11 protein-coding genes are annotated in these 12,592 nt (G+C 63.8%); 10 read left to right on the top strand and 1 reads right to left on the bottom strand.

Annotated features, from left to right (window positions below):
* Positions 1-5: 5 nt before the first annotated feature.
* From K349_RS19830 to thiC, 10 genes are all read left to right on the top strand, one after another.
* Positions 6-1,571, top strand: coding sequence for a ubiquitin-like protein (locus tag K349_RS19830; protein ID WP_026368358.1), 1,566 nt, complete (start codon positions 6-8; stop codon positions 1,569-1,571).
* Positions 1,572-1,685: 114 nt separating this feature from the next.
* The gene (locus K349_RS0102800; protein WP_026368357.1) at positions 1,686-1,859 is read left to right on the top strand and encodes a 4Fe-4S binding protein; all 174 of its coding nucleotides are present in this window, start codon (positions 1,686-1,688) and stop codon (positions 1,857-1,859) included.
* 355 nt (positions 1,860-2,214) lie between these two features.
* Positions 2,215-3,027, top strand: coding sequence for a PstS family phosphate ABC transporter substrate-binding protein (locus tag K349_RS0102790; protein ID WP_026368355.1), 813 nt, complete (start codon positions 2,215-2,217; stop codon positions 3,025-3,027).
* A gap of 251 nt (positions 3,028-3,278) precedes the next feature.
* The gene (gene pstC, locus K349_RS0102780) at positions 3,279-4,166 is read left to right on the top strand and encodes a phosphate ABC transporter permease subunit PstC (RefSeq protein WP_034264188.1); all 888 of its coding nucleotides are present in this window, start codon (positions 3,279-3,281) and stop codon (positions 4,164-4,166) included.
* Complete coding sequence (pstA, locus tag K349_RS0102775) at positions 4,154-5,086, top strand: phosphate ABC transporter permease PstA (RefSeq protein ID WP_026368353.1); 933 nt, start codon at positions 4,154-4,156, stop codon at positions 5,084-5,086. Before pstC ends, pstA begins: the two co-directional genes overlap by 13 nt.
* Positions 5,087-5,109: 23 nt before the next feature.
* Positions 5,110-5,874 carry a phosphate ABC transporter ATP-binding protein PstB gene (gene pstB, locus K349_RS0102770; RefSeq protein ID WP_034264600.1) on the top strand — a complete coding sequence of 255 codons (765 nt, stop codon included), beginning with the start codon at positions 5,110-5,112 and terminating at the stop codon, positions 5,872-5,874.
* Positions 5,875-5,948: 74 nt separating this feature from the next.
* The gene (gene phoU, locus K349_RS0102765; protein ID WP_026368351.1) at positions 5,949-6,641 is read left to right on the top strand and encodes a phosphate signaling complex protein PhoU; all 693 of its coding nucleotides are present in this window, start codon (positions 5,949-5,951) and stop codon (positions 6,639-6,641) included.
* Positions 6,642-6,644: 3 nt separating this feature from the next.
* Positions 6,645-7,352: a response regulator transcription factor gene (locus tag K349_RS0102760; protein WP_026368350.1), complete on the top strand. Its 708-nt coding sequence runs from the start codon at positions 6,645-6,647 to the stop codon at positions 7,350-7,352.
* Entirely contained in the window at positions 7,349-9,133 is a 1,785-nt protein-coding gene (locus K349_RS19025) for a HAMP domain-containing histidine kinase (protein ID WP_026368349.1), read from the top strand. The genes K349_RS0102760 and K349_RS19025 overlap by 4 nt, the downstream gene beginning before the upstream one ends.
* 331 nt (positions 9,134-9,464) lie before the next feature.
* The gene (gene thiC, locus K349_RS0102750) at positions 9,465-10,781 is read left to right on the top strand and encodes a phosphomethylpyrimidine synthase ThiC (protein WP_211240318.1); all 1,317 of its coding nucleotides are present in this window, start codon (positions 9,465-9,467) and stop codon (positions 10,779-10,781) included.
* A gap of 150 nt (positions 10,782-10,931) precedes the next feature.
* On the opposite strand, the gene K349_RS0102745 is transcribed toward thiC, so the two are convergent.
* Entirely contained in the window at positions 10,932-12,371 is a 1,440-nt protein-coding gene (locus K349_RS0102745; protein WP_026368347.1) for a pyridoxal phosphate-dependent decarboxylase family protein, read from the bottom strand.
* Between the last annotated feature and the right edge of the window lie 221 nt (positions 12,372-12,592).

Genomic DNA, 12,592 nt, shown 5'->3' with positions numbered 1-12,592 from the left:
TTGCGATGTTTTCCGACCTCCGTCGGCGGGGACATCGGTCCTGTCGCCGCACCTTTTTCGCGGTGCTTCTCGCGGCGGCTCTTTTCGCCGTGTTCGGATCCGCGGCCCAGGCGATGCAGATCTTCGTGAAGGAAAAGGGCGCAGAAGGCACGATCACGCTTGAAGTGGAGGCGGGAGACTCCATTGAGAGTGTGAAGGCGAAGATCCAGGATAAGAAAGGCTATGTGCCGGAGAGACAGCGTCTCTTTTTCGATGGCGTGGAGTTGGAGAACGAAAAAACGCTCTCGGACTACGAAATCCAGAAGGAGACGACGCTTCTCCTTGTTTTGGTGTGGACCGTCAGTGGCGACGTGGCGGCTGCTTGCGAGGCCTGTGTGAAGGGCGTGGACGTGAGGATTCTGAGCGGCGACGGCGTGACCCTTCTTCACACCGTCGCCACCGATGGCAACGGTGTCTACTCGAAGGATCTCGAGGGAGGAGCGACCTATCGGATTCTCGTTCTTCCCTCTGTTTTCTGTGAATACACCCCGGCGATCCGGACCGTCTCCCTCGGCAATGAGGAGTTGCAGGTTCCCACGTTCACGGCGGTCCGCTCCTGCGCTACCCCCACCCCGACGCGGGCTCCCACGCCGGAACCGACTCTGTCTCCGTCCCCGACGCCGAGGCCCACCGCGACGCCCGTGCCGACCACCCCGGTAACACCGACGCCGGAGCCTTTCGTGACGCCGAGGCCGACTCTCTCTCCCGAACCGACGCTTCCTCCCCGTCCTCCGGAGGAGCCTCTTCCCACGGAGGTTCCCCGTCCGTCCCCCACGGGGGTCGCACCGTCGCCCCCACCGCCCTTCAGTCCGGGTCTCGTTGGTGCCTTCGTGGGAGGAGCCGGACACTACATCGTCCGCTCCATTTCCGACGATCCTTTGGGACTTCAGAGGGCGTGGAACGTGGAGGACGCCATCCTGAACGGCGGTGGCGGGGATGGTGCCTTTGATGCCGCCGCATGGGGCGGGGACGGTGCGCGGGCAAGGGAGCTCATCGCCGCGTGGCTCGGGGTTCCGGACATCAACGGGGCCAACGCGTCTCTCCTCGTCGCCCCGGCGATTCTCGTCAGTGCCGACATGATGACCGGTCCGCTCTTCGTCTCCATGGACATTCAGCGGGAGCCGAGCGAAGAGACCATCGCCCGCGGCGTTTTTCTCGCCGTGTCCACCTTCGACACGACGACCCGGGCGATGAACGGCTTTTCTCTGCTTCTTCCCTCGGAGAAGGGAAAAGGCCCCTTCTCCCCGCTTGTCGCCGAAGAGGGCGCGTCCTGGGTCATCGAGGAAAATTTTCGCTACACTGTGGAGGACAACGCCTCCCTGGACGAGGAAGGGCTCCGTGGAACCATCACGACGGAGTTTTCTCTGGTCTCCGTGGCGGTGAACAGAGACCGTGTGACGGTCACCACGCCGACGGTCGAACCCACGCCTGAAAATCCTTCGGGGTCGGGAGGCGGTGGATGTTCCGCCGGGTTCGCTTCGCCGGTACTTCTACTGTTTGTCCTTCCTCTGCTGTTGTCTCTGGAGTCATGAACGTTCCGCCGTCACGAAAATGACACGTTCCTGCTCGCTTGTGCCCCTATTGCCGCAATGGTATGATGTCGTTGCCGATTTCGGTCGCTTGTGAAAAAAGAGGAGGGATGACAAATGGCAAAGGCAGTAGTTGACAAGGATGTGTGTGTCGGATGTGAGGCCTGCGTGGGCACCTGCCCCGTGAGCGCCATCGCCATGAACGACGGCAAAGCCCAGGTTGATGCTGACAGTTGCGTCGAGTGCGGTGCCTGCGTGGCCGCTTGCCCCGTGAGCGCCATCTCTCAGTAGACCTGACGTCTTTTTCGTTTCACGGCGCCTGATCCTGTCCGGTTCTGTCGAAGGGGAAGGAAGCGCACGGCGCCTCCTTCCCCTTTGTCGCGGCCTGGGAATCCTCCACGGCGATCTGTTTTCCTTCTCTCGCTTCTTCCCTCGTTTTTCTCCGGCGCCCGTCCTGCCTCGTTCGTTTTCCGCCGTTACCCTTCGGAAACATTCCCGAAGAGATTGCCACAAAGCCGTTACATTTTCGTCACGAACGCGACATATCCGCGTAACGACGTTCCTCTAGACTTGTCCCTGCAAGGAAGAGGTTTGGACGGCACCGGAAAACGACAACAAGATCGACAACACGAGGAGGAGTCTTGAAATGAAGCGGTATCTGATCGGCACGGCGGCGGTTCTTTGTGGTGTGCTCCTGGCGGGAGCGGCGTTTGCGGGCGACCTGAAGATGAACGGTTCCACCACGGTTCTTCCCATCGGCCAGGCTGCGGCGGAGAAATTCATGGCCTCCAACAGCGACGTGAAGATCACTGTCTCCGGCGGTGGCAGCGGTAACGGCATCAAGGCCCTTATCGACGGCACCACGGACATCGCCATGGCATCCCGCCCGATGAAGGACAAGGAGAAGAGCGATGCCGAGGCCAAGGGTGTGAAGCCCTTCGAGATCAAGGTGGCCATCGACGCTCTCTGTGCCATGGTGCACCCCTCCAACCCCGTGAACGATCTCTCTCTGGAGCAGCTCAAGGAAATCTACATGGGCAAGATCGAGAACTGGAAGGCCGTTGGCGGCGAAGAGAAGGCCATCGCCGTGGTGGGACGCGACACCAGCTCCGGAACCTTCGGCACCTGGGAGGAAATGGTCATGCACGGCGAGAAGGTCACTCCCAAGGCGCTCGTCACCGCTTCCGCCGGTGCGCTGCTCCAGACCGTCGCGAAGAATCCCCTCGCCATCGGCTATGACGGTATCGCCTACATCAACGACTCCGTGAAGGCTCTGAAGGTGGGCGGCGTGGAAGCCAACGCGGCGAACGCCAAGAGTGGCGCCTATCCCCTCAGCCGCTTCCTCTTCCTCTACACGAACGGCGAACCTCAGGGCGACGCGAAGGCCTTCGTGGACTACCTGCTGAGCCCCGAGGGGCAGAAGATCGTCGAGCAGGTGGGCTACATCCCCCTCAACTAGAAAACCAGAGCGCTTCCTCTTCCCCTTTCCACCCTCGCCCCCCACGCCGTCCCCGGGGGGCGAGTTTTCCGCGTGACGCTTCTCACCTTCGGAGTTCGTCTCGTCCTTCTTCGGGGAAAGAGAAAGCCGCCTCTTCGGGCCGAAGGGAGGAACGGGTTTCGGACCGTTCTTCCCGGAAGACGGAAGAGACCAGGGGGGGACCACGAACCGGAGAGGCTCGGTTGAGTCGTCCAGAAGGGAAGGTCCGGAACATGAAAGATTCCGATACCCTGCGCGGTGATCGCATACCAAAAAGGGTCATAACCGTGCTTGCGTCCACGGGCATGGCGATCATGCTCTTCATTCTCTATTTCCTGCTCCGCGAGGGGCTGCCGGTGCTGCGGCACGCCTCGCTGGGGGAGCTGCTCCTCGGTTCCTACTGGTATCCCACCTACGATCCTCCCGAGTTCGGCATGTTTCCCCTCGTCGTGGGCTCTCTGGCGGTGACGGCTCTGGCGTCGCTCCTCGCCGTGCCGGTAAGCCTCGGCCTTGCAGCCTTCATCTCCGAGGTCTGTCCCAGATCGCTCCGGGAGATCTTCAAACCCATTCTGGAGGTGTTGGGATTTTTTCCCTCGGTGGTGCTTGGATTCATCGGCATGGTGGTCATCGCTCCCTGGCTCCAGGAACGCTTTTCCATTCTCACGGGGCTCAATCTGATGAACGCCTCGATCCTCATGGGAATCATGATCGTGCCCGTGGTGGCCTCTCTCGCGGAGGATGCCATGGCCGCGGTGCCCAAGGATCTCCGGGACGCCGCCTACGCCCTGGGTTCCACCCGGTGGGAGACCATCTCCCGGGTCGTGATCCCCTCGGCGCTTCCGGGCATTCTTCAGGCGTGCCTGCTGGGTGTCATGCGCGCCGTGGGGGAGACCATGGTGGTCCTCATGGCCTCGGGAGGCGCCGCCTTGATCCCCCGGTCGGTGCTCGATCCGGTCCGTCCCCTCACATCCACCATCGCCGCGGAGATGGGGGAGACCCCGGTTGGTTCCGACCACTACTTTGCGCTCTTCTTCGCGGGGATTCTGCTTTTGGTCATCACCCTGGGCATCAACGTGGCCGCCATGTGGGTGGAGCGGAGAGGATTGCGGTGGCGGGGATGAAGACCGCACGAAGGTCGAACGGAAGCGCCTATGCCGGCCAGGGCGCGGGAACCCTGCCGGAGGTGCGCGCCGGCCGGGTTGTGAAGGACAAGCTCGTCACGGTCCTTCTCTGGTGTACCATGGGAGGGATTGTCCTCCTGCTGGGAGGCATTCTGATCTTCCTCTCCGCCCGGGGCGCGGGAGTGCTCTCCTGGGATTTCTTCCTGGAGCCCCCGCGGGAGGCCATGACCCAGGGCGGGGTCTACCCCGCCATCGTGGGGACCTTCCAGCTCATTCTCGTCTCCATGGCCTTCGCCTTTCCCATGGGTGTGGCCACGGCGGTGTATCTCGTGGAGTACGCCCGGGACGATTTCTTCACCCGCACGGTGCGCCTGGCCATCCGGAGCCTTGCGGGCGTTCCGTCGGTGGTGTTCGGCCTTTTCGGGCTCTCTTTCTTTGCGGTCTTCCTCGGGTTCGGCCCCTGTCTTCTCTCCGCGGGGCTCACCCTGGGATGTCTCGCCCTGCCCATCATGGTGGGCGCCGCCGAATCGGCTCTGCGATCCGTCCCCCAGGACTATCGGGATGCCTCCTACGCCATGGGAGCCACCCGGTGGCAGACCATCTACAAGGTGGTTCTTCCCGCGGCGTTTCCCTCGATTCTCACGGGAGGAATCCTCAGCGTCGGGCGTGTGGCGGGGGAGACGGCGCCCATCATCTTCACCGGAGCGGCCTTCTACGCCCCTCACGTGGCGAAGAGCCTCTTCCAGGAGGTCATGGCCCTGCCGTACCACATTCTCGTGCTGGCCACGGCGGGGACCAACATCGAGATGACCCGGCCCATCCAGTACGGGACGGTGCTGGTTCTCCTCATCATCGTTCTTGGAACGACGCTCATCGGCATTCTCTGGCGGGCACGGCTCCGCCTGAAGAATGTGCGGTGACTTCCGAAAGGTGGTACGCATTCATGCCTGCGGCGACGCCGAAATTTCTCGTACGCGCCCTCAACCTCCACTACGGGGAACATCATGCCCTGAAGAATGTGGAGATGGACATCGCCCCCAAGTCGGTGACGGCCTTCATCGGCCCCTCGGGATGCGGCAAGAGCACCTTTCTCCGCTGCCTGAACAGGATGAACGACTTCATCCTGGGGTGCCGCGTCGAGGGGGAGATCAAACTTGACGGCATGGACATCTATGCCGCCTCCACGGACGTGATCGCCCTGCGGCGAAAGGTGGGCATGGTCTTCCAGCGACCGAATCCATTTCCTTCGTCCATCTGGGAGAACGTGGCCTACGGTCCAAAGCTCCACGGCGTCCGGAACAAGGATGTCCTTCAGGAGATCGTCGAGTCGAGCCTGAAGGGCGCGGCGCTTTGGGAGGAAGTGCAGGACAAGCTCCACACTCCGGCCCTGGCTCTTTCGGGAGGGCAGCAGCAGCGCCTCTGCATCGCCAGGGCCATCGCGGTGGAGCCGGAGGTTCTTCTCATGGACGAGCCCACCTCCGCCCTCGATCCTCTTGGAACGGCCCGTATCGAAGAACTCGTCAGAGAACTCAAGGAACGTTATACTGTCGTCATTGTGACGCACAACATGCAGCAAGCCGCCCGCATCTCCGACATGACCTGTTTCTTCCTCATGGGAGAGACCATCGAGATGGGGCCCACCCAGGAGATCTTCACGTCTCCCCAGGATCGCAGAACCGAGGACTACATCACGGGGCGTTTCGGTTAGACCCGGGTCGCGGCCATGCCGGAGCGCCGTCCGCGGCGATTCCGGACGGCGCACGGCGGAAAGGAGAGAATTCCATGGATTCCATGAACATGCGAAAAGCTTTCGATACGGAACTGAAACGCCTTGAGACGGATCTTCTCAAGCTGGGGAATCTGGCCCAGGATGCAGTCATGAAGGGCGTGTGGGCACTGAAGGAACAGGATGTGCGCCTCGCCGAGGAGGTCCTCAGAGGCGACGATGTCCTCGATAGCCTCACGGGAAACATCGATGCCCAGTGTCTCCAGATCATCGCCCGTTTCCAGCCCGTGGCGCTCGATCTGCGCACTCTCTCGGCGATCCTCCACATGGCGGTGGATCTGGAGCGCATCGGCGACTACGGCGTGAGCCTCGCAAAGGCGGCCAAGGCACTCTCCAGAGAGCGCCTCATCAAGCCTCTGCTGGATATCCCCCGCATGGCCCAGATTCTCAAGGAGATGATCGATACGGCCCTGGGGGCCTTTCTGGACCGGAGCGCCGAGGAGGCGCGCAAGGTCTGTCTCATGGACGACCAGATGGACGACATCCAGGAGCAGATCTTTCGGGAACTCCTTCTCATCATGATGGAGAACCCGAGGACCATCGAACAGGCCACGCGGCTCCTCTTCGTGGCGCGCACGCTGGAGCGGGCGGGAGACCACGCCACGAACCTCGCCGAGCGGACCATCTACATGGTGACGGGGAAGGTGGAGAAGTCCTCCGCCATCCGGCGTCCCAAGGAGGAGGAATGATCCATGACGGGGCAACGCATTCTCATCGTCGAGGATGAGGAGGCCCTGGGAGATCTTGTGGCCGAGGGTCTCCGCAGGCACGGTTTCTCCGTGGAGCGCGCCTCCGACGGCGACACCGCCCTGGATATGGCCGAGACGGTTTTGCCGGACCTGATCCTTTTGGATCTCATGCTGCCGAAGATGGACGGCTGGGAGGTTTGCCGCCGTCTCCGCTCCGCTCCGGCCACGCGGGACATTCCCGTTCTCATGCTCACCGCCCGGCGGGACGAGAAGGACGTGGTGGCGGGGCTCGAACTGGGGGCGGACGACTACGTGCGGAAACCTTTCTCCATGTCCGAGTTGGCCGCCCGGGTCAAAGCCATTCTGCGCCGGGCGTCGCGGAAGGTTTCCACCGAGGCGGTCATCGCCGAAGGTCCCCTGACCCTGGATGCCACGGCCCAGATGTTCTACCTCGACCAGGGCGTGCTGGACCTGAGCCCCACGGAGTACCGCCTGCTGGAGACGCTCATCCGCCGCAAAGGTCAGGTGATCTCCCGGGAGGAACTCCTCGCCAAGGTCTGGGGCTATTACGGCGGCGACACCCGCACGGTGGACGTTCACGTGTCGCGGCTCCGCAAGAAGGTGGATCCCGATCCGGAGCATCCCCGGCTGGTGCACACCGTGCGCGGGCGGGGATACCGGCTGCGCTGGGAACAAGGAGACGACGCGTGAGACACCTCCGGACCCGACTCTTTTTTCTTCTCGCGGTCTCCCTTCTCTTGTGCTTCGCCCTCGGGTGGCTCTTCCAGTCCGTGGTTCTTCGGGATCGCCTGAGTGACTACGCCGCCCGCGAACTCGACGGGCGTCTGGAGGCGTCGCTCCTCGCCCTTGAACGGAGCGATTCCTCGGAATGGCGCACCGTCCTGGAGGAACTCGGCAAGGCCCTGCGGTGCCGGATCACCGTCATCGCTCCCGACGGCAAAGTCCTCGTCGATTCCGAGGCCGATGCGGCGACTCTGGAGAACCACCGGAACCGTCCGGAGGTACAGGTCGCCCTTGCGGAAGGACACGGCTCGGACACCCGGTACAGCCAGTCGGTGAAGAAGAACATGCTCTACGTGGCCCGCTTCGTTCCCGTGCATGGGGAAGCTCTGGTGGTGCGCACCGCCTTTCCCCTCGCGCTGCTTCGGGACGTGCTTTCCGCGGGGCGGCTCTCCCTCGGTGCGGCACTGCTTTTGGCTGCGGCTGCATCGCTTTTTCTGGGCACCCTTTTCCTGAGGCAGCTCGTGCAGCCCATCCAGGCCCTGGTAAAGGCCGTCAACAAGGGCGGTCCCATCTCCCTGCCGCCCCTTCCCGTGCGTCCCAGCGCGGAGGTGCAGGAACTCGCCCTGGCGTTGAAGAACATGGCCGAGCGCAATGAACAGATTCTCCAGCAGCTTCAGGAGGAGCGGACCTATCTGGAGCGCATTCTCGCCTCCCTCCCCGTGGGAGTCCTCGTGGTGAACCGGGAGGGAAAGATCCGCTACGAAAATCCTCCTCTGGGAAAGCTGCTCCGCATGCCCTCCCAGAAAGGACATCCTTTCCAGGGTGTCCTGCGAAGCCCCGAGCTCGTGGAGCTTCTGGAGGATGCCCTTCGGGGGCGGGACGGAACCTGCAACGTGGTCCTTCGGGAGGAGCAGCGCTTTCTCCTTGCCCAGGCGGTCTCCGTGGCGGGAGGCGCCATCGCGGTCCTCCAGGACATGACGGAACGCCACCTCCTGGAGGAGTCCCGAAAGGCCTTCGTGGCCGACGCGGGGCACGAGCTCCAGACCCCCCTCACCATCATCCGTGCCGCGGCGGAACTGCTTCTGGAGGAGGGAAGCTCGGAAAACCAGCGTTCCTATCTGGAGCGCATCCTCGAACAGCAGGAGCGCATCAGCGCCCTCATGGACGACCTCCTTCTCCTTTCCCGCCTTGATTCGGGAACGGCGGTTCCCCTGGATCTCACCGAGGAGGTGGACCTGGCCGAGCTCTGCCGTGTCGCCCGGGAGGAGGCGGCGCTCCACCCCCTGGCGGAACACCTGGAATGGGAGGTGGATCTCCCCGAATCCGCCCCCTTCACGGGATGGAGCGAGGGGCTGCTGCGCTGCGTCACCAATCTCCTGGACAACGCCGTGAAGTACACCGCCGGGCGGTTCGAGGCGAACCCCGGCGGAAAGATCTCCCTCCGCATGGTCCGGGACGACCTGCTCCAGGCCTGGCGTATTGTCGTCGCCGACAACGGCATCGGCATTCCCGAGACGATGCGACATTGCATCTTCGAGCGCTTCCGCAGGGGTGACGCAAGCCGGGTGCGGAACGGCAAGGCCAAGGGCGGCTACGGCCTCGGTCTCGCCATCGTGAAGCGCATGGCGGAGCTGCATGGTGGCAGTGTTCTCCTGGAGGAGTCGGACGAGGGCGCCGCCTTCACCATCGTCCTTCCCGATCCCCCTTCCGGCGCGTCACAGCGCGAAGAGACTCCGGAACGTGGCTGAAATGGCGCGGAGCTGCTATACTGCTCGAAAGGATGCCTGACGGAGAATCTTGTCAAGCGAACGGGGGGGCCCCCGATCCGGGGCTGAGAGTGCGGGAGGACCCGCAGACCCTTTGAACCTGAGCGCACACGTGCGCTGTCGCCCGAAGGCGGCACCGGGTCATACCGGCGCAGGGAGGTCCATCCGGAAAAAGAAACGGTGCGTTTTGCAGGCCGCTCTCCTTTGAAGGGGGGCGGCTTGTTTCGTTTTCTCCCGCCGCCCCGTCTCCCCGCCGGAATCGGCAGAGTGGAACGTCCGCCCTCGGTGGGGCGGAAGAAAGGGGAGGATGATCATGGAAAAGAGCGGAATGACCTTGATGGAGCGTGCCCGCCGCGGAGACGGAGAGGGTGCTCTGAAAGAGGCGGCGGAAAGGGAGAGCCTTTCTCCGGAGGTTCTGCTCGCCGGAGTGGCGGCGGGCACGGCGGTGGTGCCCGCCAATCCGGCCCATCGGGGCCTGGTGCCCTGCGGCATCGGTCAAGGTTTGCGCACCAAGGTGAACGCCAACATCGGCACCTCCGAAGGACACGCGGCGGTCGACCTGGAGCGGAGAAAACTGGTTGCGGCGGTGGAGAGCGGCGCCGACGCGGTGATGGATCTGAGCACCGGGGGCGACCTGCCTGCCCTGAGGGCGGAGCTGCTCCGTCTGTCGCCGCTCCCTCTGGGGACGGTGCCGCTCTACGAGGCGGCCCAGGTGGCCCGGAGCCGCCATGATGCGGTGGTGCGCATGACCGTGGAGGACCTGTTCGAGGTCATCGAGCGACAGGCCGCGGAGGGCGTGGATTTCATGACGGTTCACACGGGACTGACCCGCCGCGCCCTCTCTCATCTTATGGAGCAGGGACGGGTTGCGGACGTGGTGAGCCGGGGCGGTTCCATTCTCGTGGCCTGGATGCTTCAGCACGACAGGGAAAATCCCCTGGCGGAGCATTTCGACCGACTGCTCTCCATCGCCCGCACCCACGAGGTGACCCTGAGCCTCGGGGACGGACTCCGCCCTGGCGCCGGGGCGGACGCCACGGATCGGGCGCAGGTGGCGGAACTTCTTGAACTCGGTGCCCAGGTGCGGCGGTGCCGCGAGGCGGGAGTACAGGTCATGGTGGAGGGGCCGGGGCACGTGCCGCTCGGGCAGATCGGGACCAACGTGCAGTTGCAGAAGCGCCTCTGCGAAGGTGCCCCCTTCTACGTGCTGGGGCCTCTGGTGACCGACGTTGCTCCCGGCTACGACCACATCGTTGGAGCCATCGGAGGGGCCGTCGCGGCGGCGGCGGGAGCGGATTTTCTCTGCTACGTGACACCCTCGGAGCACCTGGATTTTCCCGACGTGGAGGATGTCCGGGCGGGCGTGACGGCGTCGCGCATCGCCGCCCACGTGGGAGATGTGGAGAAAGGGCTCGCCGGGGCGGCGGAATGGGATCTGGAGATGTCCCGGGCGCGCAAGGCCCTCGACTGGGAGAGACAGGAAAGGGCGGCGCTGGATCCGTCGGCGGTGAGAGCCCGGCGCGCTTTCCTCAAGGACGGTGAGGGGTGCGCCATGTGCGGTCCCCTGTGCGCCATGAAGATCGTCTCCCGGGCGCTTGCGGCGCACGCCGCCTCCGGGAGCGAGGGTTGACGCTTCCCGGGAGGGCGAAGGCCCGCAGGAGGGAAGGCGCTTGCTCCCGGAGATCATCCGGGCGGGACGAAGCAAGACGAATGAGACAGGACACAAGGCGACGGGACGGCGGTACCGCCGTCCCGTCGCCCTTTACTCTGCGGGGGCGTTTCAGTCCTTCGAAAGCAGTTCGGTGCGGCCGGTCCGCTTGTCTTCCGCCTCCCCGAGAGCGAGTTCCCGAGCCTTGACGAAGGAGTCCACGGAGAGCCGGACATCCTCCGGGGTGGTGGCCCAGGAGCAGACGCTGATGCGGATCACGTCCCGGCCATCCCATTTCGAGCTGCCGCACCAGCAGACCCGGAGGTCCTGCACCTTCCGGAGAATCTCCCGGGTGAGATCGCTGTTTTCATAATGCACCAGCACCTGGTTGAAGCACACCTCGTTGCACACCTCGAAATTCCGGGCCCGCAGCTCCGCCGCAAACTGTGCCGCCCGCTCGTGCATGCCCAGGACCATTTCTCCCAGACCTCTTCTGCCCAGGCATTTCAGGGTCGCCCACAATTCGACGATCCGCGCCCGGCGGGACATCTCCGGCGTGGTGAACATGCCGTCCCGGTCTTTTCCCAGCACAATGTAGGCTCCGGACATGTGCAGCGCCGAGACCAGCGCCTCTCTGTCCCGGCAGAGAACGATCCCGTTGTCGTAGGGAGTGTTGAGCGTCTTGTGGGCGTCCACGCTCCAGGAATCGGCCTTTTCCATGCCTCGGGTGAGATGTTTCAGCGCCTCCACGGCGCCGGCCCAGAGGCCGAAGGCGCCGTCGATGTGCACCCAGGCGTTCGCAGCCCGGGCCTTATCGCAGAGGATGTCGAAATTGTCGAAGGATCCGGAGTTCACGTTGCCCGCCTGAAGAATGAGGATCGTGCCGTCGTCCAGAGGGGGAACCTTCTCCGGAACGATTCTGCCCTGATCGTCCGACTCCACCCACTCCACGTTCTCCCGGCCGAAACCGAGGAGGGCGATGGCCTTGTGGACCGTGGAGTGCGCGTGTGTTCCCGCGACGACGCGCACCTTCGGCGCGCCGAAGAGTCCCTTTTCGCCGACGTCCCAGCCCTTGCGCTGCAGCACCCTGTACCGGGCGGCGGCCAGACCGGAGAAGGTGGCCATGGAGGTGCCGCTGACGAATCCGGCGACGGTCTCATCGGGAAGCCCGAAGAGTTCGCGGAGCCATTCCTCGACGATGCACTCCAGCTTGGCGGCGATGGGCGAGATCACCTGCATGGCCGTGTTCTGGTCCCAGAAATCCCCCAGGAGTCTTGCGGCGAGACCGGCGGGAACCACACTGCCGTTCACGAAGCCGAAGTACCGTCCCCCTACCTGGGCCACCGTGGCGGGAGAGCCGCAGTGATGCAGTTTTGCGAGGATCTCCTTCGACGGGGTGAACTCCAGGGGGAGCTTTTCGTCGAAGAGGGCGAGGTTCGACAGGGCTTCTCCGTCGGGAAAGACGTTGCGGTCGAAGACGGTGGCAAGGTATTCCAGACCGTAGTGCTCGGAAAGGTCGAAGATGCTTCGGTCCCTGATTTCCTCGAACAGTCTGTTCTGGATGTCGCGCATGTTCCGGGCCTCCCCCGCAGTGGATACGAACTAGAGTCGAAGGCAGTCTAGCACGTGAACCAAGGAGCAGCAAGGCAGCAAACTGACGGGAAGGAGAGATGAAAGAGTTCCGGTCGGTGACATCCCTCCCGGCGATTGCGGGAACTCCGCCGGAGGAAATGTTCACGGGGATGAAGTGCGGGATCCCCGCAAAAGTGAGAGGAGCAGGTCTTTTCAGGAAC

The sequence above is a fragment of the Aminiphilus circumscriptus DSM 16581 genome, assembly GCF_000526375.1.
In the GTDB taxonomy this organism is placed as follows: Bacteria; Synergistota; Synergistia; order Synergistales; family Aminiphilaceae; genus Aminiphilus; species Aminiphilus circumscriptus.
The sequence above is the reverse complement of the archived record's forward strand: the minus strand, read 5'-3'. Positions and strand labels throughout refer to the sequence as shown.